Below are 21,791 nucleotides of genomic sequence, written 5' to 3' on the forward strand. Positions count from 1 at the left end.
ATACTTGATTTGAAAGAGAACGGCGACTCTGAAAACCCGATAAACTGACTCTGATCCCACGTTGTAGTGACTCTGATCCCCCGATAAGCAAAAGCAAAAGACTATACCCCACGCGCCCCTGTGGATAAGTTGGGTGTCACTGAAACAACGAATCCCATAAAGGGACATTTGGGCAGATGAACACAGGCGTGGCACCTCCATTGGGGCGGGACGATTTTTTTGTCTGCGATTTTTTCGCGGCGAGCCCCAAACATGATCTGGCCTCGATGGAGCATCCTCTTTTCTCGCTGGCGACCCGGCCAGACAGGCGCATTCTGAATTACACCCACAATGATGTGGCGGTGACGGTCACGCCGTCGGTTCGCGGTCGCGCGACGATCTTTGATGCCGATATCCTGATTTTCTGTATCAGCCAGCTGATGGCGGCGCTGAATGCAGGCCGACCGATATCGCGACGTCTGACCCTGACCGCGCATGATCTGCTGCTGGCCACGGGCCGGGAGACCAGTGGCGATGCCTACCGGCGCCTCAAGGAAGCCTTTGAGCGGCTGGCAGGGACCCGGATCACCACCAATATTGCCACCGGGGATACGGAGGTGACCAGCGGCTTTGGTCTGATTGAAGCCTGGGAGATCGTGCGCAAAACCCGGGCCGGGCGCATGGTGTCGGTCAGTGTTACGCTCAGTGACTGGATCTACAAGGCGGTACTGGCGCGGTCGGTACTGACCCTGAACAGGGATTATTTCGGTCTGCGTCGCCCGCTGGAGCGGCGAATCTACGCTCTGGCGCGCAAACATTGCGGCCAGCAACCGGGATGGCGTGTCTCCGTGGCAGTGCTGTTGAAAAAATCCGGCTCCGCCAGTCCGCGGCGGGTGTTTCGGGCCATGCTGCGGGACATCATCGCCCGCGACGGTCTGCCGGATTATCAGCTGACCGAGGAACCGGGGGATATCATCTTTGTCAGCCGCCGCGATGTGGTGATCGATGAGGCGGGCAAACTGCTCCTGTCCTCCGAGACCTTGGAGCAGGCACGGGCTATGGCCCCGGGTGTGGATGTCTATGCGCTGGAGGCGGAATGGCAGCGCTTTGCCCGGCGCAGGCCGCCCCGTGCGCCGGATGCGGCTTTCCTGGGCTGGCTGCGCAAGCGCCTTGCCGCCGCCTCCTGAGGGGGAGGTTCCGCAAACCCGCGAGGGGGCTGATAGTGCGCTGAGCGCGGCTCAGATGCCGGGGACGAACCGGGGCAGGGGTCCCACCGTTTCCTCTAGCATTTCCATCAGGCGCGCTTCGGCGGCGGCTTCGGTCTCACCACGTTCGATGGGTGTGGTCAGACGGACCAGCGCGCCATCGGTCCGCCCGGTGGTGATGCCGTCGACCATCAGCCAGTATTTGGCGGCAAAGTCCCAGGCGATCTTGCGACCTTTCTGTTCGAACCAATAGTAGACCATCATCCGGGTTTCACCCTTCTGGATGATCGCACGGTTGATGTCGAAGGGCGTGTCCCAGTTCATCACCTGCGTCATGTCGGAGCGTTCCAGCCAGGCAATTTCCCAGCCGCCACCGGGCAGGCAAATCTCGGGCGAATGGACACCGCCCTGGCTCTGATCGGCGTACCATGCGACGAAAAACTCGACGTAGGAGGAGGTGCCGGGTTTGGTGAAGTGGACCGAGCGATAATCATCGGCACCCAGCACGTTGGCGATGCCGGGATCAAGCCGTTGCGCAGGCCCTTGTTGCCGCCATTCTCCCAGCCGCCGCGGGAAGGACGCGAGGCTCTCGCGCTCAATTGTCATTTCGCCGCGTGTCGGGGCCAGATGCGGCCAGCTCAGGGCAACTGCCAGCATCATGAAGGCGGTGGTGATCATGGCCGCTGAGGGCTGTGTCAGCCGCAGGCGCGCGAATTGCTGCCCCAGACCGTCCGTGTCCAGATCCAGCGCTTCGGTGATGGTCATCTTTTCCGGTTGGAAGAACAGCATGATGCGGGCCAGCAGGAACAGCAGCAGGATGCAGGTGATAAAGATCACCCAGCCTTCGAAGAAATGGGTAAACCCGTCGAGCCATTCAACGCCGAAACGGTCCGCCAGCACACCGGCAACGGCGATCCGCACCGAGTTCATCAGCACCGTGATCGGGGCAGCGGCCAGCAACAGCACGGCCTTGTGCCACATTGGCCCGCGATAAAGCACCGCGAAGATGTAGGAAAACGACAGGATCGGGAAGAGGTAGCGCAGACCCGAACAGGCCTCGGCCACATGCAGCTTGAGCACACCCAGATCGATGATATTGCCTTCCAGGAAAACCGGGACGGCCAGCAGCTTCAGGAACCACACACCCAGCTCAGAGGAAATCAGCTGCAACCAGGCCGACATCTTGTAATAGAGCACGCCGGGCAGCGGCAGCATATAGACCAGATGCAGGACAGGCGGCCAGAAATGCTTGCCTGTGCTCCAGCCGAAGCTGACCAGCAACAGACCTCCAACCCACAGGATCGTGGCATAGGCAACGATGTCATTGATCCCGGCCAGGCGACCCAGACCGCCCAACCCGATCGCGGCCAGAATGACCAGCACACCGATCCAGCGGTTACGCTTGGCACCCTGGTCGATGGGAAATTCCTTGAGCTGGCGCAGGAACAGCAAACCAGACAGGATCGGGATCAGGGGCCCGTGGCTGTATTCGGGCAGTTGCCAGGCAACCAGAAGAGCATCAAGGCCTTCTGCAAAGAAAACGGCGGCTCCCAGAATGGCGATGGCCAGCCAGAAAAGTCCGGGTACCAGCCATGTTGTCCAGCCTTTCGGGGCTTCTGTAGAGATGTCTGACATTCAATTAACCTGATCAATGACTACTGTAGCAATGCAACGTCCTATAGCAGTTCAGCGGCTTTCCGCCCAGACAAAACGCTGCTCACAATGCCGTCAACACTGTGTTTCCAGGGCATATCTGCCTTTATCGTGGTTAATCAGTCCTTGGCGCCGGGGGAGGGGCGTATTTTTTCTGTCGTTTTCGGGTCAGTGACTTCGCAAGGTTTTGCCAGGGATGCTCCCACCAGAAGGTTGATGCATGGGCCAGCGCCAGCAGCAAGGCAAAGCTCAAAGGCCGCTTCAGCAGGTATCTTTCCCAATCGCTGCCGGTGTTCATCCAGCCCGATATGGTCAGGAAATGGTAGATGTAGAGAGCATAGGAAATATTGGCGATATAGGCGGCGATCCGGCTTTGCAGCAGGCGCAGTAGTGGCTGCCACTGGCAATGCATGACAATGCCGACAAACCCGGCAGCCAGATAGGGGCGCAGATAGTTCAGCGCGCCCCCGTCCATGCGACAGGAGATCACCCATAAAACGGTTGTGATGGAAAGCATCCAGAGGGTGCGATGGGTCGGGGCCAGAAAGGCCTTGATGCGGTTTCCGTAGTGCTGCGCCACAAGGGCCAGAATGCCGCCTGACAATATCTCATCCACCCGCAGGTGGGTTTTGATGTTCACGTAAGCGCCGGCATCAATGCGGATCAGGGTCACGATCAGCGCGGCGGGCAGGACAAGCCACACGCTTCGGCTGCCCAGAAACAGGGTGAGCCCGGCGATGGCCATGTAAAACCCCATTTCGACGGAAAGGGACCACAAATGCCCCAAGGGCCCTCCGGTCAGACCTTCGGTGAAATAGTTGTTTACAAACAAAAGGTTGATCAGAACCACACGGCCGCTCAGATCGAACAGAAGAACCAGGATGAGCAGGTACATTGCCAGTGCTGGAACAATGCGCAACACGCGCCGCGTCAGAAAGGTCACCACGTCCGGGTTGCGCCGGATCATCGAGATGATGAGAAAGCCCGAGAGGCAGAAAAACAGGGACATGCCCATTTTCGCCACCATCGCATTTACTTCGAGCGATTTGGGCCCCAGCGGCAGCATATGTGCGGCCATCACCAGACATATGCTCAGCGCGCGCACCCCATCAAGCGCCGGGACATAAGGGATATGAGTGCTGTCCTCAGCCGGGGCCCCGGAAGATGTCTGCAGACCTGCCGTCATTGGTATCTCACTCGTCCTGTCGCCCAAAAGCACATCATCACCCCCTATTTCATATGTGACCAGAGGTAAATTCAGCGATAAACCCGCAGAAGTGACCTTGAAACCTCAGAAGTTTGTAAAAAATGACAGGACAGTGATTTTTTGTTCACAAATCACGCAGCTCCCATGTCAGGGGCAAAGGAGGTTTCGAAACGCGCTTCTTTTGGAGAGAGGCAGTTGCGTGGTATGATCAATGCAGGGGGGCTCCCATGCCGCTTTTGGGGATTTGTGTCAGGATTTTCCAAATGCTGCCCAATAAGACGCTTACAGATATGCTTCATTAAATGGTCGTATAGATTTAGACAGGCATCGTTGCGGTGCGAACGGTGCAGACAGGATACAAGGGTACAAAGGTAATGATGATCTGGAGCGAGAGCGAAACGGCAGGCATCACGGTGACCGTGCCCGATCAGGCTGCGCTGCTGGCGGATCTGGAAAGGTGTTTTCAATCCGGGCAGGGGTTTTCGGTGGCAACGCTGAACCTCGATCATGTGGTCAAATTGTCTCGAAACAAGGCTTTTAGAGCCGCATATGGGGATCAGACCCACATCACGGCCGATGGCAATCCAATTGTCTGGCTGTCGCGTCTGGCCGGTCAGGATGTCTCCCTGGTGCCGGGATCGGAACTGATCAGCCCGGTGGCAGATCTGGCGGCGCGGCATCAGGTGCCGGTAGCGCTTTTCGGGGCCACCGACGAGGCGCTTGCGGCTGCTGCGGCTGCGCTGAGCCAGCAGCATCCGGGGCTTGATGTGGTGTTGTGCCGGGCACCGGCCATGGGGTTTGATCCGCTGGCCGATGCGGCAGCGGCGGATATCGCGGCGATTGAAGCCTCGGGCGCGCGTTTGTGTTTTCTGGCCCTTGGGGCTCCAAAACAAGAGATATTCGCGGCCCGTGCCCGGTCAGCCTTGCCCGGTACCGGGTTCGTGTCCATCGGGGCGGGGCTGGATTTCATCGCGGGCACCCAAACCCGCGCGCCCGCCTGGGTGCAGGCGGTGGCGGCGGAGTGGCTCTGGCGTCTGCTGGGCAGTCCCAGACGTCTGGCGGCGCGCTACGGGGCCTGTTTTCTGGTGTTGCCAAAGCTGACCGGCAGAGCTCTGCTGGCCCGGCGTCAGAGCGGGAAGCTGTCATGACCGCCTGGGCTGCCCTGATCATATGGCCAATTGTCTCGTTCGTCTTTTACAACAAGCTGACGGCACCTGTGGCGTTATGCGCGACCATCGTGGGGGGGTATCTGCTTTTACCAACCCGCTTCGGGCTCGACCTGCCGATCCTGCCACCGCTCGACAAGAGAACCATTCCGACGATTGTCGCTTTCATATTCACAGCCGTGGCAATCCGGAAAGACGCCGGGAATATCCAGGTGCTCCCGGGCTGGATTCCGCGCGATCCGGTTGTGCTGGGGCTGCTGATGCTGCTGGTGGTCGGGACCCTCGGATCCGTGTTCACCAACCGCGAAGCTCTGGTCTTTGGTCCCCGGGTCCTGCAGGGCCACAGCCTTTATGACGCCGGGTCGATGCTGCTGGAGATCGGGATGGTGATCGCACCGCTCTTTCTGGCACGCCGGTTGCTGTCTTTTCCGGACGGGCAGCGCATTCTTCTGACGGCGATCGTGGTCTCTGCCGTGGCCTATTCATTCCTGGCGCTCTACGAGATCCGGATGTCGCCGCAGCTCAACATGATGATCTACGGGTTTTTCCCACACCAGTTTGCGCAGCACATGCGGGGGGGCGGTTTCCGGCCTGTCGTTTTCTTCGGGCACGGGTTGGGACTGTCGCTGTTTTTGACATTTGCAACGCTTGCGGCGGCGGGCCTCTTTCGATCCGCCAAAGAGGGGGACCGCATGAAATGGGGTCTGGCGATGGCGTGGCTCTTTGCGGTGATGGTTCTGAGCAAATCGCTGGGTGCGCTGATGATCGCGGTTGTCCTGCTGCCATGCCTGCTGTTCCTCAAGACCCGGATGCAGTTGCTGGTGGCCACCTGTATCGCGGGCATGGTCTTGACCTACCCCGCTTTGCGCGCCGCAGATCAGGTGCCGGTGGACCGGATCATGGCTTTTGCCGAGCAGATCAATCCAAACCGCGCCGCCTCTTTCATGACCCGCCTGGAGAATGAAGAGCTGCTTCTTGAAAGAGCGCGGGAGAAACCGGTGTTCGGCTGGGGTGGCTGGGGGCGTCAGCGGATTTTTGACGAGTTCGGCAACAACCTTTCGGTCACGGACGGGTCCTGGGTCATCGAACTGGGGGCGGGCGGATGGTTCCGCTACATCGGGCTTTTCGGCCTGCTGTGCTGGCCGGTTATCGGTCTGTTTTTGGGGCCGCGTGAAAAGATCGATCCGATCTGTGCTGCCCTGGCGCTTCTGCTCTGTGCCAAACTTGTGGATCTTATTCCCAACTCCGGGATTCCCCCCATAAGCTGGCTGATGGTTGGGGCGCTGATCGGACGACTGGAGATGAAGCGGGGAGCCGTGACCGGTCAACAGATCGTTGAAAAACCAGTGGTCGAGCCGGGCTATGCAAGAAAACCCGGCTCCGCGGATGAGGGCCGGCCGGCCACAGATCTCAGATATGCCCGCGACTTTTCCCAAAAGAAAGACGAGGCGGAGCGGCCCACGGGGCGCAAGGCTGAGCCGAAGGCCCGCCGCAGCATCTTTTACAAACGTCCGAAAACATCGCCGGGGTACCGCCGGTGAAGGACCCTGATGGTGGCGACGGCACAGACCGTATCGCGGTGATCGTGGTCAATTACGGGACCGCAGATCTTGCAATCGAAGCGGTGGAAAGTATTCTGGCCCGCCAGCATGGCCACCGGCAAGTGGATGTGCATCTTGTCGATAATGCCTCCCCGAATGGGGATGCCGAAGTGCTGCGCGCAGCCCATGCAGACCGCGATTGGGGTGCGCGGGTCACGTTCTGGCCGGAAACTGAGAACCATGGGTTTGGACGTGGAAATAATGTTGTTCTTGAAGCGCTTGGTGCGCAGGCGACGCCGCCTGACAAGGTTTTTCTGCTCAATCCGGATGCCCGGCTTGAGAATGAAACGATCGATCTCCTTGCCGCCACGCTGGAGGCGGACCCGCAGGTGGCAGCCGTGGGGGCCAGTGTTCTCCGGCCGGACCTGACCCCGGTAACAGCCGCGTTCCGCTTTCCCGGTCCTGTCAATGAGATGGCGCGCATGATCAACCTGAGCCTGCTCAACCGGATCGCACAGGACCGGCTGGTGCCCTTGCCGCCGGATCATCCCGCAGGCCCCGTTGACTGGGTCTCTGGCGCCAGCGTCATGTTTCGTTTCACAGCGCTTCGGGATGTCGGGTTTTTCGACCCGGCGTTTTTCCTCTATTACGAAGAGGTCGACCTGATGCGCCGCCTGCACGAAAAAGGCTGGCACGTCCTCTATGAACCCCGCGCCCGCGTTGTTCACGAGGAGGGGGCGGCCACCGGGCAGTTTGCAGGAAGCGTCGGCCGTCAGCGTGATCCGGCCTACCTGTACCAATCCTGGGCGCATTACTTTGCGCAGGCCTATGGGCGGGCAGGGGCTTTGTCCCTCGCGGTCCTGATGCTTTTTGCGGCCCTGTTGAACATCCTGCACCGATGGCTGCGGGGACGGCCCCCGACCATGCCGCGCAGTTTCATCAGCGACCAGATCCGATACGTGATCCGTCCGCTCGTTTTTCCCGAGTCCAATACGTGACGCTGGCGGCTGTTGTCATCGGACGTAATGAAGGGGCGCGGTTGATCCGCTGTCTTGCGTCGCTGAAGGGGCATACCGCACCGGTTGTTTATGTCGATTCAGGCTCTACCGATGGGTCCGTGGCCGCTGCGAAGGCGGCAGGCGCTGCCGTGGTTGAACTGGATATGACCCAGCCTTTCACGGCGGCCCGGGCCCGCAATGCCGGTCTGGCGCATCTGCGCGGGCTCAGCGAAGCGGAATATGTTCAGGTCATCGACGGAGATTGCGAATTGCGGGAAGGCTGGACGGAAACGGCCCTGTCCTTTCTGGCAGATCACCCGGATGTGGCCATCATTGCAGGTCGGTTGCGGGAACGCTTTCCCGAGGCAAGCCTGTGGAACCAACTGGCGGATGCGGAGTGGGACACACCCGTCGGAGAGACGGAGGCGGTTGGTGGCATCGCCATTCTGCGCCGCACAGCCGTTGAGGCGGTTGGCGGGTACCGTGACAGCCTGATTGCGGGCGAAGAACCCGAACTCTGCCTGCGGCTGCGCCGGGCGGGCTGGCGGATCTGGCGGTGTGATGCGGAAATGGCCTGGCACGACATTGCGATGACACGGTTTTCCCAGTGGTGGCGCCGTGCGCGCCGGCACGGGCATGCGATTGCCGAAGGGGCCTTTCTGCATGGCAGCGGTCCTGAGGGGTATTGCAGACCCCAGACCCGCCGGGCGCTGATTTGGGGGTTGGGGGTGCCTTTGGCGGCAGGGATAGGCGCCTTGGTTTGGCCTTTTGCAGGTGCGCTATTGCTGGTCTGGCCCGCACAGGTTCTGCGCCTGAAGGCACGCGGAGAAGACTGGATACAGGCGCTGTTCCTGACCTTGGGAAAACTGCCAGAAGCTCAAGGTGTGCTGGGCTATCACATGGCGCGCCTGAAAGGCGCAGGCCCCCGCATTATCGAATATAAATAGACCCTGAAAAGGGCTTTGGCTCAGGAAACCGCGCCCGGGTCCACATTCAGGAGCTTGTCCCGGAAGGGGCTGTCACCGATCACCTGCGCAACCGCTTCTTCTACCATCTTGGGGTCAAGCCCATCGGATTTTCTGGCTTTGAACAGGGTATTTTGCATGGAGCTGATCGATTGGCGGCACGCTGGCGTCATCTCAAGACCGGCGAACCCGTAAAGCTTCTCCGCCCAGGGCAGCTTGTTGTGCATCACGTCTTCATAGGCCAGCGTGAGATAGCGGTCGGACCCGGACATCTGATCGAGCAGCACTTCATTCATGTACCGCCAGCGCCAGAGTTCCGAGACAACCAGATCGGCCAGTGAATAATGCGAGGGCATCTCCTCCTCACGACCGAAATGCTGCAGAATCCGGATCAGGGAAGGCTGGTTGTCTGCAAAGACCTTTTCGGGGCCGCCGCCAATGCCGGTCACGTATCTGCTCCACCAGGACTGTGCGAACCCCTGGGGGCGCCGGATCACATGCACAACCAGCTGCGTATCGATCAGATCATGCGCCTTGAGAACCCAGGCCGGTGACAGGAGTATCTTGAGCACCGGCAGGGCGCGGGCCTGGGCCGCAGCGTCATAATAAAGTGCCGGGCAGGGCCATTCTTCGACCAGCTGGCCTTGAGGTCGGGGCAGAACGCGGGCGCGGAATTTCTGCCGCGACATCAGCGATTGCCCCAGATGGGCCCGCCAGGGGGCGCGAAAATAATCTTTTTCGGTGCCAAACCGGTCGCGGGCGCCGTTTGCACGGATCGTATGGGCAATGGCCTGGCGCCATCTGGCGTCGAAATCACCTGCTCGGGGCTCTGGGAACATGTTGTCGCCAAGGCCGGTAAAGGCGGTGCCGACAAGTTCGTTGGGCTCATTACGGCAGAAGGTGTTGCGATGATAATCGAAGAGATCGAGGACCATATTTGTTCCTGATCTGCCATGTCCGACAATGACGACGTGTTTTTGGAGTTTCGGTTCAACCATTGTGCACATCACCAGTATTGGACCCGTTTCAGAGCACATACCGGCATCCCGTCAGAATGCAAGGTCTTTGAGAGAGAGGGAAATTTCCGGATCACCCCATGTGTCCGGCCTCATGACCGGGCGCTGGATACAGATTTCATTTACCCGTGCGGGCGGTCAGGTAGGGCATTCACTACACTCTTTCCCGAAAATGCCGTGCACCTTCAATACAGCCCTCTAAGGAGGCTCCCATGGCCATGACCCTTGCTGCTGTGATCGGCGCGCCGCTCTGCCGTGCGCGCCTTCAGGATGATCCTGGCCATCTGGCAAGAGCCCTCTTCGTCACTGCGCCGCATGTAATCCCTGACACGCGCCATCTGGCGCACCCTTTCACGCACGAGGAAACACAATGGATGAGTTTGAAGCCTTCACCAAGGGGCTGACCAGCCCTGCCACGAAACATTTTGCCATCATCCCTGATGACAATACCGATCTGCCGATCCTGCCGCGCGTGATTTACTGTCAGGCCGAAGGCACCATTGTCATTCGTGACAGCGAAGGGGTGTCCTTGCCGTATACGATGATTGCAGGTGATCGCATTGATTTCCGGGGCCTGCGTGTGATGAGCACTGGCACCACGGGTACCTACTATGGTTGGTCCTGATGCCCGGAATAGGCTTTGTCGGACCCGTCGCGGCGCGGCGCCGTAAGAGATCGGGGCAAACCCCCCCTGTCTCCATCTCTGCATCTGTCCCCCCGGCGTCTTCGGCGCTGGTTGTGGGGGAGGCGCTGAATGATACAGCGAACTGGGCGGTCTTTACCGATCCGGCGAATTACGCGACCACAGCCCCGGGGCAGACTGTTGCCAGCGTTGTTGTCACCTATATCGGTGATACGGCAACCGCTGCAGAGGTCTTTGCCGATGGGGATGTGAACAACTTTGCCCTGACGGTCACGGATACCGGGGGCAATACGCGTATTTTCACCGTCACCCCGCGTATTGTTGTCTATCAGGCTCCCGCCGTGACAGGGGCGCTGGCAGATCAGAGCCTGACCCTTGGCACAGGTGTTCAGACCTATGACGCCTCGGGTGCTTTCACAGGCGACGGGCTGGCCTTTTCGGTCAGTGCCACCCCCGGTGTGTCGATCAATGGCACAACAGGCGTGATCTCCTTTGATACCGATGTCATGACACCCCAGTCCGGGGTGACAATTGTGGTGAGTGCTGCCAATTCAGGGGGCAGCGTACAGAACTCCCTTGAGCTGGAGAGTGTCGCCCCCATTGTCTATACCGCGCAGATTACCGGGCTGACGGCCAATCCCACACATGGCCTGACAGCACAGATCGGGGTGCCACTGACGGGCCTCATTCCCAACCTTCAGGGTGGGGAGACAGTTGTACACGGCTGGCGTGATGACAGCGGGCTGATCAGCGGTGCGACCGCGGCCAGCTACACGCCTGTCGCCGGACAGGATCTGCAGACCATCCGCTATGCGCCAAACGTCAACGGAGAAGACGTGCTCAGCCTCGGTCACACGGTCCGCCATGCGCCCCCCGTTGCCGGATCGCTGGCCGCGGTCGTCGAGACCCAAGGCACAGGCACCCCGACGGTCAATCTGGCCGCAGGTTTCACCGGTAGCAATCTGATCTACAGCGAGAATGTCGCCTGGGCTGTGATCACCGGCAGTACGCTGACGATCAACGATGAGCTGCGCACAGATACGCTCCGGATCACCGCGACCAATTCGGGTGGATCGGCAGAGGTCGATCTGAGTGTCACGATCACAGCGCCTGTAACAGCTCCGGCGCAGATGAATGCGCCCTCTTTGGTTGTTAACAGTGCCAGCCAGATAACCGCCAGCCTTGCGGCTGATCCGGATGATGGCGGCGCGCCAATTACGCAGCGCGATCTGAGATACCGTGAAAACGGTGGCAGCTGGACAACACAGGCCAACGTCGGGAGCACGGTTTTGCTGACCGGCCTGACCGAAGATACCGATCATGACGTACAGACCCGTGCCCGCAACAGCGTTGGCATCGGCAGTTGGAGCGCCAGCGCATCCGGGCGCACGTTGCTTTCCGCGCCGCTGTCGGCCGGGAACCTGACCGATCAGAGCTTCGCGGAAAATACAGGTGCGCAGACCTATGATGTTTCCGGCGATTTCACAGGTCTGAATCTGGTCTATTCGGTCAATGCCATCCCGGGCGTCACGATCGACCAGAACACCGGCCTTGTCACATTCGATACGGATGCAATGAGCATTCAGGCCGATACCGCCATTGTTGTCTCCGCAACCAATGCGCGTGGAACGGCCCAGTCCGGTTTCAGCCTGACAATTGTCGATGTTGTCGAAACGGGTTTTGTCCTGACCGTCGAGACCACCACGCCCAATGAAACCTTCACGGTGCCATTTCGCAATGCGTCCGCTGGGTTTTACAGCGGCACCATCGAAGACAGCGTGAATGGTGTGCGGCCCTATAACAGCCACAATGATGCAAATCTGAGCATCACATTTCCCGTCGCGGGCACCCATACCATCCGGATTTCCGGGACAGCCTTCGGGATGAATTGCTCCGCAAATCCTGCGGATGCGGCCAGGATCAGGACCGTCGAAAACTTCGGACAACTGGGCTGGCGCGACATGGTAAACGCCTTTTCCGGCTGTACCGGCATGACCTCTTTCACGGCAGGTAATACCGACACAAGTGCTGCTCAGAACTGGTTCTCGGCATTCGCGGGCTGCACCTCGATGACAACCTGCGACATTGCGGGCTTTGATTTCTCCGCGGCGACCAATCTCCAGAATACCTGGGGCAACTGCTCTGCTCTGACCGCCTTCGATGCAACCGGTATGGACACGGGCAATGTGACCCGCATGGACGAGGCGTTCCTGGGGTGCACGGGTCTGGACGGTGCTCTGGACATCTCTGGATTTGACATCAGGTCCCTGGCCCCCCCCAGCGGTGGCGAGCAAAGGGGCATGTTCGACATCGTCATAGGCTTTACGCTTTCGCAATCGGTCTATGATGCCTGCCTGATCAATTTTGCAGCGCAAACGCCCCTGCCGACAGGCCCCATTTTCTTTGGGGCAGGTATCGGCACAGATTACACGCGCGGCGGGGCAGCAGAAGCCGCACGCACCGCCCTGATCAATGCAGGCTGGTTCCTGAATGATGCAGGCGTTGGTGTGCCGGCAGCCATGGGCGCGCCGTCGCTTGTTGCGGATAGCTCCACACAAATCACGGTGACGCTTGGCGCGGCTCCGCCGCTCGATGGTTTGCAGATTTCTTCCTATGACCTGCGGTATTCAACGGATCAGGCGATCTGGACTGAAATTGATGATATCTCCAGCCCGCTTCCCCTTCCAGGACTTTTGGAAGGCACGATCTACTACGTAGAGATGCGGGCCGTGAATTATCTGGGTGAGGGAGCCTGGTCGACGTCGGCAAGCGTGACCACACAGACGCCAAGTGCCTCATATGTTTTCAGCAACAATATGAATGGCACCGTGACGTTCATGACCGCCGCACCACCCCCATCCCCAATATTTGACGACAACGAAGATGGTACAGTCGAGAGGACCGCATAATGGCCGATTTTATTTTCAAACCGTCTTCGAACGGATCGGGTGTGTTCAGCAATGCGCTTGAGTTTCAGGGGTTCGATCCTGCGGAAACCGTGAATGTCGCTGACGGGACATATGACATCTACCAGAAAGTGGTTTCGGGTTTTGCGGTGACGAAAATCTCCGCAGAGTTTGCCCTTGCAGATGTGGGTGAAGAGCCTGTTGTCACGGCAACAGACGGAAACGTCAGCGTGACCATCGCATCGGGTGTTCATGCGGGCACCTATACGCAGCGCGCACCGGATGGCGCGGCCCTGACCGTTGCAATGATCGCGACCTCAGCAACCTGTTTTAAACTGCCAACCATCTCGGGTACAACAAATGCAGGTGATGTGCTGACAGTCACGCCGGGGCTTTGGCTTTACGAAGGATCTGATCCGGGTGATCAGACCTGGCAGCAAAAGCTGGGGGGCGTGGATGTTGCAGGCGGTACCGACCTTACCTATGTCATTCAGCCAGCCGATGATGGCGCTCAGTTTACCGCTGAGGAGCGGTTTGGCGGGGTAACGGTAGAGAGCGGGGCGACCGCGATCGCCTTTGGTCCGGCAACTGTGCCAGCGGCCTTTGCCGATGCGAACTGGTCGGTGGCCACCGGTGGTAATGCAAGCGAGCTGGACATCACCATTGCCAGCCTGCCGGGCAATGGTGGCGCTGCCATCACCGATATTGAATATGACGTTGATGCAAGTGGCGCATGGGTTTCCCTGGGGAGTGCCGCCCCCGGCACAACAACCGTGATCATGGCGGCCCCCGCCACGGTCTGCACCATACGCTTGAGGGCGGTAAACAGTGTAGGCACTGCCGCGGCCGGGAACAGCGAGAGCGCGACATCAGGTGCCGCATTGACAGGCTTCAACCCCTATACGGATGATACGGCGGCTTATGGCGGTTGGGATGCGTCGGATACAGGCTCCATCACCGGCACAACCCCGCCAACCGCCTGGGCGGATCAGGTCGGGTCGCAGATCATGCCCTTCCTGGGGGATCCGGTTTCCGGGGCCAGAACACAGAACGGTCTCAATACCATCGATCTCGATGGCACCAAGGACATGGCCCGTTTCTTCAATTCCTTTACCTTCCCCGGCAGCGGCAGCGGCAATTTCGCCATCCATGGCGCGGTCGTGATTGACGCCATCAGTGATACTTTTGATTCCCTGCTGGGCATCACCGGCGGGGGAGCAACGATCAACCTGCGCGCCAATAACGGCACCCAATTCGAGGGGCGGCTGGACATGTCCGCATCTGTCGGGACAAGCGGGAACCTGATAGGGGGCCCGTTTTCCGGATTGACCGTGTTCTCGATGGTGTTCGATACCTCGGGCGGCCAGTGGGAGGTGCTGATCAATGGTGCCTCGCGCGGTACCGGGCCATTGGCATCGGGTCTCACCGCCGCCACGGGTACCCTGCGTTTCGGCGCGACCCATAACGGGAGCCAGCCGATCGAAGGCGCCCTGTGTGAGCTGATCGTAACAGAGACCCTCACGAATGCCGCCAGCTATCAGACGTATCTAAGCGATAAGTGGACAGCATAATGGCGCAGCTACGTTTCAAGGGTTTTCAAACCGGATCAAGAGTAGATGTCAGCACCTTCAGGGTGGGAGCTAACAGCGGGTCGTTGAATGTGGCCGCCTTCCGAAAACCCTCTGCGGTGGCGGGATTGCCGCGCATTAGTGACGGTTTTGACGGCGATACGCTCACGGTGGATACCAGCGGTCTGACAGGTGTCAGCGCTTATCTGTGGCGGATCGTCGGAGGGGCGACACAAGGCACGGGTCCGACGCTTGACAGCACAGGTCTGGGGGGTAGCCGCATAGAATGCCTTGTCTCCTGTGATCAGGGGGATGTGGTGTCACCGCCTCTCATGGTCTACAGCACAAGCCATATGGGCATGGCGTCACCGGTTTCGCACATTGCAGATGATGCGGCGGTGGTTGCGCTGATGCCACGCATATCGCTGTGGCGGATGGTGCCTGGACGGCCCCTGCGACCTGGTTGGGGGGCAGGGTGCCGGGCAATGGGGCCTGTGTGCTGATCCCTCATGGCCGCAGCATCATCTATGACAACAGCATGGCCAATATCCGGCTGGACCGGGTGCGGGTGGATGGCGCTCTGATATGGGCGCTGGATCAATCGACACAGATGCTTGTGGAAACAGTGATCGGCACCCGCGGGTCGTCGATCCGGATCGGCACATCGGCGGGGAGCCTGCCCGCAGCCCATACGGCCGAGATTGTGATCTCGGGCAGGGATTACGCCGAGGGCAGTTTCATTCCCACAAATCTGAACTACGGCAATGACCCGAAACTCTGGGGGCGGGGATTTATCTCGCAGGGCGAATGTCACATGTGGGGCAAGGAGGTCCTGCACGGCAGCTACGCCACAGCAGGTGTTCCAGCGGGGGCCACCTCTCTCACGCTTCAAGAGGTGCCCACCGGATGGCAGGTCGGTGATGTGATTGTCATCGGCTCCACAAAATTCGCGTCCTTTCTTGGCGGCGATCCCTGGGAAAGCCAGGACGAAGAAGTCACGCTGACGGATATCACCGGGAATACGCTGACCTGGACCGGAGGGCTGACCTACCGGCATGATAACCAGCTGTCTGGCTCAACCTATGTCATCAAGCCCTTTGTCATTCTGAAAGAGGGGCGTAACATCTCGTTGCGTTCAGAGGTCACCGATCCCGGCAAATCACCGCAATTCGGACATCTGACCATCATGCACCACCATGCTGACTGGCAGATGAACTACATTCAGACCATTGGCATGGGGCGCACGAACAAGGCATTGCCAGCCGGGTTCATCAGCAATGGTCAGTTTCGCGAAGTGGTGGATGCGGATACAATCGGATCGACACCTGCGGATGCCAGCAGCAATGTCAAAGGCCGCTATTCCATTCACTTCCATCACACAACCTACGGGGTGGCGCGGGGCTGTTACACAGGCGGATCCCCGGGCTGGGGGCTGGTGCAGCATTCGACCTTCATGGATGTCATCAAATGCGTGAACTACGATTTCGTGGGCGCGGGGCTTGTGGCGGAGGATGGTGACGAGCTGGGGATATGGGACAGCTGCGTTTCCATGAAAGCGCGCAGCAACGGAAAGCTGAACGGCCTGCGCACTGGCCCCAAAACCGCAGAAGGGCCTTTTGGCGAGGCCAATGACACCTTCAGATACGGGGTTGGGTTTGGCTACCGCAGCCGGGGCATTATCTCTTGCGACAACATCGCGATTGGGGTGCCGTTTGGCCATGTGGGTTACTACAGGGAGAACCCTCCCGAGAACTCCGTTGGCGCGCCCTCAGATATAAAACGCGCCAAGACAGAGCTGCGATCCCCACAATTGTCCAATGTCAGCAATGGCGGGGCTTATGGTGTGGAATGGTCTTTCATCGATCACCCGATTTTGCATTTCACCGGCAATGTCAGCATGGGCTGCCTGATGGCCGGGCAGATCACCAAGTCAAAAGGCACCCAGCACCACGACATTCAGAACATCCTGCGAGAGACCACGTCGCTGGGCTGTGAAGACGGGTTCTATCTGGAATATATCGGCACCTATGTGAACGAGGATCCGGTCACCGTTGGCCTGAACCGAAATTTCGGTTGGGGCGCGCAGGTGGGCGGCAATACCTATCAGGTAATGGTGCACCGCGCTTTTGTAGAAGGGTGTAATGAGGCAATCCGTTTCCATGATGGCCTCGATGCGCAGGCCGCTCATGATCTTTTTGACAATGCCGATGAACCCCGCTGGGGGGCGATCTCGACAGATCACCACAACTCGACAGGCCCCAGTAAGTACGATTTCTCCACTGCGCCAAGCCGTACCAAGACCGGGCCGGAGGTCACCTATATCGATGAGGATGGGTCGAGCGTGGATTTCACGGCTGACCCGTCCGAGACCTTCCCTTTGGTCATTGGTCTGAATGACCAGTCAACGCTGACCCTGGTCAGTCCCGGAGCCGGTGACGGCTATAAGGTCGACAACCTGTCGAACCGGGGGGTTCTGTCAAAAGACGCGGCAGGGCAGGACAAGGTCTGGCAGGATAGCATCTGGGCCACCAGCAACTTCACGCTGGGGCGGTTTCTGACCCGCCATGGCTTTTGGCGGCACAGTGATGGTAACTACTATGCTGCGGTTTCCACCATCATTTCGGACCGTTTGACGGGGCGTCCGGCAAAGGTTCTGAAACTGTGGCTGCTGGGGTATGCCTCGAACGGTTCCCCCATGACCCTGGCGCAGATCAATGCCACCAGCGGCGCTGCCTGGGCAGATAATGGACCGCTGAACTACAATGCCAACCCGATCACCGCCAATGACATTTACCAGCGGGTCGATGTGGATGGTTCGGTCACCCTTGATGTGGCCGCTCTGTCCGGCGCTGCCGGGACAGGTCACAGCAGTTTCACGCTGGCTGATCTGGACGGGTATGAGGATATGGAAGGGGTGAACAGAGGTCGTGCAACGATTGACGATGCTGCGGCCACGATGCTCACATACACTCCTGTCAAAGGCCGCTCCTTTGCGGATTTCATGTATGTGTTCCTCTACTCGGAAGGTCAGTACAAGACCGTCAAGGTCAACTTCCTTGTGACAGATGCAGACAACGGTGTGACAACACCCGTCGTAGGCACCCATTTTGCGGGCTCCGACAGCGCCACGGCAAATGCGATGGATGTTCGGATGATTGCCAAGCCCGACACATCGGGCCGCCGGATCGTGCGCACCGAGTATTCCACCGATGCCGGCGCAACATGGAAACGCCTGGTGAATGGCTGGCATCCGATGACGGTCACCGTCACGACACGGAGCAATGGGGCCGCCCTTACACCGGGCAGTTACAGTCTCCGCCTGCGTTACAAGACAGATTACGATCATACCATGTCGCCCGCCTCCGCCAGTGATGCCGTGACGGTCAGCTAGGGGATCGGTAAATGACAGCAGCACATATATATTTCGCCTCGATGGTTCTGGGCATGTTGCCTCTGACAGTTGTGCATCTTCTGTGCCGGGAAATCGTTGCGCGCTACCCCGGCATCATGCCGGATACCAAGCAGCGCAACCGGTATCGCTGGGCGGAACTGGCCATGGCATTCACCTGTCTGGCCATGCTCTGGTACATGTGGGTGATCCTGGATTACATGGTCACCTTCTGCGCCACCACACCCACGCTTGGACTGCTGGCCCACGTGCCCTGGATCGTTGGTACCTATGCCGTTCTGCTGGCCAAGACGCGCCACCTGGGCCGGTTGATCGCGCAGGTGCGAACCTTGTGATCCTTCGCTGGCGCTGCGTCCTGATTGGGTGCAGCGCTTGGCGTTTGCGGGGATCACGCCTCCCCGGCCCGGCCCGCATCAGACCCCCTGATTGCCGTTTTTTTGCACCACTCTGTCTGGCACACTCTTGTTAAGGGTGGATTTCTGGGCCAGCAGTAGATCACCTGATATACGGATCAGGAACGAATATGGTGACGATGGTGCGTGTTTTCTTGAGCATAAGGTGGATATTCAGTGGCGGGGTGATCCTGCTGGGAGCATTGAACCTTGTTTTCCCCGAACAACTGGTCTCAAGAGCCTACCTGCTGGCGGAGGCTCCGACAGCGAACATCTGGCTGATCCAGGCGCTTGGGGTTGCCCTGATCGGGACCGGCCTTGCACTCCTCACAGACCCGCGGAGCGATACCGCTCCGCCTGCTTGGGCATTTTTGCTGATCACGGGGGTCACGATCTGCTATTTTCTGGTGCTCGGTCTGCACCTGCAGGACTGGTGGATCGATGATGCTGGCATCACATTCGCCTATAGCCGCTCGCTGGCGGATGGCCTGGGGCTTGTTGCACAACCCTGGTTGCCTGCTGAGGAAGGATATTCCAGCTCTACCTGGATGCTGCTGTTGTCATTTGCGGCCCGTCTGGGGGCGGATATTCCGATTGCAGCCAAATACCTTGGCATCGGCTGTTCCGTTCTGTGCATCTGTATCTGTGCCTGGATCGTCTCCCGCGAGACCCGCAGCCCGCTGGCCCTTCTGATTTGCGGGACCGGGATTGCCACCGGACCCACCGTTGTCTGGGCGGTATCGGGGCAGGAACACGCCTTGCAGGCTCTGATTCTGCTCCTTGCCGTATTATGCGTCTACCTTTTCGAGCACTGGCGCTGGCCTGTCGCCGTGATCTTGTCCGTCTTTGTCCTGACCCGTCCCGAAGCCCCGATCATCGTGATCGGTGTCTTTTGTGCGGCGGTCTTTCTGACCCGGGGTAGGGGGGGGCGGTTGATCAACGCTGCGGATATCGCCGTGGCGCTTGTGCCCTTTCTGACCTTTCTGGCGCTGATCGCCTTCCGCATGGCCTATTTCGGGGATCCGATGCCCAATCCGTTTTACGCCAAATCGTCAGGCACCGGCCTGACCGGCCTGTTCAACCCGCTTGGCGGCGGTTGGGCCTATATTCTGTCGGGTCTGCGCGACACGGCGCTGCTGTCGGTTCTGGGGCTGGCGTTTGTGATCCGGACAAGGCCGTTACCGCCCTGGATCATCGTTGCGATCGCGATCCTTCTGGCCCATGTGTTCTTCGTGATCTGGGCCAAGGGGGACTGGATGGGGCAATACCGCTTCCTGATGCCGGTTCTACCCATTGCCCTGCTTGTCGCTTCCCTGGGTCTGCGCGGATTGTCTTCTTACGCGGTTCGGGCAGGTTTCAGCACAGTGGCGGTCCTGATTGTGCTGCATACAACTGCCCTGCAACTGGCAGGTTTCAAAGCCAGCCCGACAACACCGCTGGCCGCTGTCGTGGCTGTCGGGAATACCTTCCAGACGTTGTCGGAGCGGCTGGAGATCGAAGACCCGCTGCTGGCGCATCACGATGCGGGCGGGATCGCGTATCACCGGATGATCCGGCTGGCGGACCTGGGCGGCCTGATCAACCGGACGATTGCCAAGAACATGGACGACAAGGCGTTCCTGACCACCTATCTGCTGGAAGATGTGCAACCGGATTTCTTTTTTGGGGGCCGGAATTTTGCCGCGGCCTCGGGGTTTTCCGATACAGAGGCCTTTGCTGCGGATTACGCCCCTCTGGAATTTATCGACATGCCCCATATGCGCAGCGATCTGGCATATATTCGCCGCAGCCGGGTCAGAGAAGCCCAAGGGGTAGAACCTGTGTATGACGACAAGGGGGCGCTTGCCAGCGTGCGCATCGACATTCAGTAATCGGTTTTGCGCTACGTGGTCTGTTTTCCGGTCCCCGCATTATATGATCCGCTGATCTATCAGTATTTTGATATGTGACGCAAAGCCCCGGTTGGGAGAGAGTATTTTGAGTAAGTCTGTTTTCTTGTTTTCTGTCGTATCGTTGATCGTATTGAGCCTCGCCGTGGCGGCTTTCGCGCTTTCAAGACCTGTCGCACATTGGGATGTCATCACATATGTAGCCTCTGCGTTCAAAAGCCTCGGGCTGAGCGGTCAGGAACTGCATGAGAAGACCTATGAAGTCATAAAGAATGCTTATGACCCGGCGATATTCGGCATTCTGGCAGGCAGCCCGGAAGCATCCGGACATGGGGAATACAGATATACCATCTTCAGTGACCCGATTGCTCTGGAACAGCAATTGCCGTTCTATCGCATCCGGGTGGCCTATATCTTTCTGCTCAATATCCTCGCGCCGGTGACCGGGGGTCTTGTCGGGGCCGCCCAGATCATCAGCGCCTTCAGTGCCGGGCTCATCACATTGGTTACAGGATGGGCATTGATGCAGGGACCCCGGGCCTTGCCGCCGCTGCTGGCTCTGGGGATTGTGCCCGTTCTTGTGGCGGGGGCAGGTGTCATCGGGGCGGGGCAGATGGAAACGCCGGACGCGCTGGCGTCGCTGGTCGCACTTCTGGCGCTTTTGCTGATGCACAGCAACAGGCTGGTTGCCTTCGTTTTGCTGGTGCTGCTTGTGCTGATCAGAACCGACGGCGTGCTTCTGACAGGACTGGCGGTGATCCTGCTGCTGGCGGAACGCGAGACCAGGGTCCGCTACTACCTGCTCGCCGGTCTCTCTGTCGCGCTCTATTTTTTCGTCAATCACCATTACGGAAATTACGGCCATCTGACCCTGTTTAACTTCACGCTGATGAACGATGCCCCTGATCCCTATCCGGCGACGATGGCTCTTGAAACCGATGTCGTGGCTTACGTGAAGATATATGTGTTTGCGCTGATCAGATTTGCCCCGACCCTGCTGTTGCCGGGAGTGATCCTTCTGGTGATTGCGGCGGACATCAGGAGAAACAGGCATGTGACGCCCCTTACTGCCCGGGCTATCATTGCCGTTGTTTTTCTGGCCGGGCATTTTCTGCTCTTTCCGTTGGGATCGGACCGGCATTATGTCTTCTCGATCGTCTTTGCGTCTGTTTATGCCGCTCAGACTTTGTTCGGATGGGCGACGCGGGATGAGGCTGCCTGATGAGCATTGAAGATCAAATGTATTTGCCTGTA

At 59.1% G+C, this 21,791-nt stretch carries 17 protein-coding genes; 14 read left to right on the forward strand and 3 right to left on the reverse strand.

Going from position 1 to position 21,791, the window contains the following annotated elements; all coding sequences use genetic code 11:
• Positions 1 to 176: 176 nt before the first annotated feature.
• Positions 177 to 1,166, forward strand: a complete 990-nt coding sequence (locus ACOTTU_RS21855) for a replication initiator protein A (RefSeq protein ID WP_425661166.1) — start codon at positions 177 to 179, stop codon at positions 1,164 to 1,166.
• A 51-nt stretch (positions 1,167 to 1,217) separates the two neighbouring features.
• Here the strand turns inward: ACOTTU_RS21855 and xrtD are convergent, their stop codons facing one another.
• The gene (xrtD, locus tag ACOTTU_RS21860) at positions 1,218 to 2,819 is read right to left on the reverse strand and encodes a VPLPA-CTERM-specific exosortase XrtD (RefSeq protein ID WP_425661168.1); all 1,602 of its coding nucleotides are present in this window, start codon (positions 2,817 to 2,819) and stop codon (positions 1,218 to 1,220) included.
• 133 nt (positions 2,820 to 2,952) lie between these two features.
• Positions 2,953 to 4,023, reverse strand: coding sequence for an acyltransferase family protein (locus ACOTTU_RS21865; RefSeq protein WP_425661170.1), 1,071 nt, complete (start codon positions 4,021 to 4,023; stop codon positions 2,953 to 2,955).
• A 395-nt stretch (positions 4,024 to 4,418) separates the two neighbouring features.
• Here ACOTTU_RS21865 and ACOTTU_RS21870 point away from each other — a divergent pair, with 395 nt between their 5' ends.
• The 4 genes from ACOTTU_RS21870 to ACOTTU_RS21885 are packed head-to-tail and all read left to right on the forward strand — an operon-like array spanning position 4,419 to position 8,696.
• A complete protein-coding gene (locus ACOTTU_RS21870) occupies positions 4,419 to 5,192 on the forward strand; it encodes a WecB/TagA/CpsF family glycosyltransferase (protein WP_425661172.1) in 774 nt (257 codons plus the stop codon).
• On the forward strand, positions 5,189 to 6,751 hold the full coding sequence (locus tag ACOTTU_RS21875) for a hypothetical protein (protein WP_425661174.1): 1,563 nt from the start codon (positions 5,189 to 5,191) through the stop codon (positions 6,749 to 6,751). Before ACOTTU_RS21870 ends, ACOTTU_RS21875 begins: the two co-directional genes overlap by 4 nt.
• Positions 6,748 to 7,749 (forward strand): glycosyltransferase family 2 protein, encoded by a 1,002-nt coding sequence (locus ACOTTU_RS21880; RefSeq protein WP_425661176.1) that lies wholly within the window; start codon positions 6,748 to 6,750, stop codon positions 7,747 to 7,749. Before ACOTTU_RS21875 ends, ACOTTU_RS21880 begins: the two co-directional genes overlap by 4 nt.
• The gene (locus ACOTTU_RS21885; RefSeq protein ID WP_425661178.1) at positions 7,746 to 8,696 is read left to right on the forward strand and encodes a glycosyltransferase family 2 protein; all 951 of its coding nucleotides are present in this window, start codon (positions 7,746 to 7,748) and stop codon (positions 8,694 to 8,696) included. Before ACOTTU_RS21880 ends, ACOTTU_RS21885 begins: the two co-directional genes overlap by 4 nt.
• Positions 8,697 to 8,716: 20 nt before the next feature.
• Here ACOTTU_RS21885 and ACOTTU_RS21890 read toward each other — a convergent pair whose 3' ends face one another.
• A complete protein-coding gene (locus ACOTTU_RS21890) occupies positions 8,717 to 9,649 on the reverse strand; it encodes a hypothetical protein (RefSeq protein ID WP_425661180.1) in 933 nt (310 codons plus the stop codon).
• Between the two features lie 293 nt (positions 9,650 to 9,942).
• Between ACOTTU_RS21890 and ACOTTU_RS21895 the strand changes: the two genes are divergently transcribed.
• From ACOTTU_RS21895 to ACOTTU_RS21935, 9 genes are all read left to right on the forward strand, one after another.
• On the forward strand, positions 9,943 to 10,134 hold the full coding sequence (locus tag ACOTTU_RS21895; RefSeq protein ID WP_298922018.1) for a hypothetical protein: 192 nt from the start codon (positions 9,943 to 9,945) through the stop codon (positions 10,132 to 10,134).
• Positions 10,101 to 10,355 (forward strand): spike base protein, RCAP_Rcc01079 family, encoded by a 255-nt coding sequence (locus ACOTTU_RS21900; RefSeq protein ID WP_298922017.1) that lies wholly within the window; start codon positions 10,101 to 10,103, stop codon positions 10,353 to 10,355. Before ACOTTU_RS21895 ends, ACOTTU_RS21900 begins: the two co-directional genes overlap by 34 nt.
• Positions 10,355 to 13,282, forward strand: a complete 2,928-nt coding sequence (locus tag ACOTTU_RS21905) for a BspA family leucine-rich repeat surface protein (RefSeq protein WP_425661183.1) — start codon at positions 10,355 to 10,357, stop codon at positions 13,280 to 13,282. Before ACOTTU_RS21900 ends, ACOTTU_RS21905 begins: the two co-directional genes overlap by 1 nt.
• Positions 13,282 to 14,850 carry a hypothetical protein gene (locus tag ACOTTU_RS21910; RefSeq protein WP_425661185.1) on the forward strand — a complete coding sequence of 523 codons (1,569 nt, stop codon included), beginning with the start codon at positions 13,282 to 13,284 and terminating at the stop codon, positions 14,848 to 14,850. The genes ACOTTU_RS21905 and ACOTTU_RS21910 overlap by 1 nt, the downstream gene beginning before the upstream one ends.
• Positions 14,850 to 15,350 carry a hypothetical protein gene (locus ACOTTU_RS21915; protein ID WP_425661187.1) on the forward strand — a complete coding sequence of 167 codons (501 nt, stop codon included), beginning with the start codon at positions 14,850 to 14,852 and terminating at the stop codon, positions 15,348 to 15,350. Before ACOTTU_RS21910 ends, ACOTTU_RS21915 begins: the two co-directional genes overlap by 1 nt.
• A complete protein-coding gene (locus ACOTTU_RS21920; protein ID WP_425661189.1) occupies positions 15,275 to 18,238 on the forward strand; it encodes a G8 domain-containing protein in 2,964 nt (987 codons plus the stop codon). Before ACOTTU_RS21915 ends, ACOTTU_RS21920 begins: the two co-directional genes overlap by 76 nt.
• Before the next feature lie 11 nt (positions 18,239 to 18,249).
• Positions 18,250 to 18,591 (forward strand): hypothetical protein, encoded by a 342-nt coding sequence (locus ACOTTU_RS21925; RefSeq protein ID WP_425661191.1) that lies wholly within the window; start codon positions 18,250 to 18,252, stop codon positions 18,589 to 18,591.
• Between the two features lie 188 nt (positions 18,592 to 18,779).
• Positions 18,780 to 20,519, forward strand: a complete 1,740-nt coding sequence (locus tag ACOTTU_RS21930; protein ID WP_425661193.1) for a hypothetical protein — start codon at positions 18,780 to 18,782, stop codon at positions 20,517 to 20,519.
• A 106-nt stretch (positions 20,520 to 20,625) separates the two neighbouring features.
• Positions 20,626 to 21,759: a hypothetical protein gene (locus tag ACOTTU_RS21935; RefSeq protein WP_425661195.1), complete on the forward strand. Its 1,134-nt coding sequence runs from the start codon at positions 20,626 to 20,628 to the stop codon at positions 21,757 to 21,759.
• The last annotated feature ends 32 nt before the right edge of the window (positions 21,760 to 21,791 follow it).

This window comes from Roseobacter sp. EG26 (assembly GCF_049830555.1).
In the GTDB taxonomy this organism is placed as follows: Bacteria; Pseudomonadota; Alphaproteobacteria; order Rhodobacterales; family Rhodobacteraceae; genus Roseobacter.

Excerpts from the sequence above, each read along its gene's own strand:
- ACOTTU_RS21855 (WP_425661166.1), top strand. The coding sequence starts at position 177 with ATGAACACAGGCGTGGCACCTCCATTGGGGCGGGACGATTTTTTTGTC.
- xrtD (WP_425661168.1), bottom strand. The coding sequence starts at position 2,819 with ATGTCAGACATCTCTACAGAAGCCCCGAAAGGCTGGACAACATGGCTG.
- ACOTTU_RS21865 (WP_425661170.1), bottom strand. The coding sequence starts at position 4,023 with ATGACGGCAGGTCTGCAGACATCTTCCGGGGCCCCGGCTGAGGACAGC.
- ACOTTU_RS21870 (WP_425661172.1), top strand. The coding sequence starts at position 4,419 with ATGATGATCTGGAGCGAGAGCGAAACGGCAGGCATCACGGTGACCGTG.
- ACOTTU_RS21875 (WP_425661174.1), top strand. The coding sequence starts at position 5,189 with ATGACCGCCTGGGCTGCCCTGATCATATGGCCAATTGTCTCGTTCGTC.
- ACOTTU_RS21890 (WP_425661180.1), bottom strand. The coding sequence starts at position 9,649 with ATGGTCCTCGATCTCTTCGATTATCATCGCAACACCTTCTGCCGTAAT.
- ACOTTU_RS21895 (WP_298922018.1), top strand. The coding sequence starts at position 9,943 with ATGGCCATGACCCTTGCTGCTGTGATCGGCGCGCCGCTCTGCCGTGCG.
- ACOTTU_RS21900 (WP_298922017.1), top strand. The coding sequence starts at position 10,101 with ATGGATGAGTTTGAAGCCTTCACCAAGGGGCTGACCAGCCCTGCCACG.
- ACOTTU_RS21905 (WP_425661183.1), top strand. The coding sequence starts at position 10,355 with ATGCCCGGAATAGGCTTTGTCGGACCCGTCGCGGCGCGGCGCCGTAAG.
- ACOTTU_RS21910 (WP_425661185.1), top strand. The coding sequence starts at position 13,282 with ATGGCCGATTTTATTTTCAAACCGTCTTCGAACGGATCGGGTGTGTTC.
- ACOTTU_RS21915 (WP_425661187.1), top strand. The coding sequence starts at position 14,850 with ATGGCGCAGCTACGTTTCAAGGGTTTTCAAACCGGATCAAGAGTAGAT.
- ACOTTU_RS21925 (WP_425661191.1), top strand. The coding sequence starts at position 18,250 with ATGACAGCAGCACATATATATTTCGCCTCGATGGTTCTGGGCATGTTG.
- ACOTTU_RS21930 (WP_425661193.1), top strand. The coding sequence starts at position 18,780 with ATGGTGACGATGGTGCGTGTTTTCTTGAGCATAAGGTGGATATTCAGT.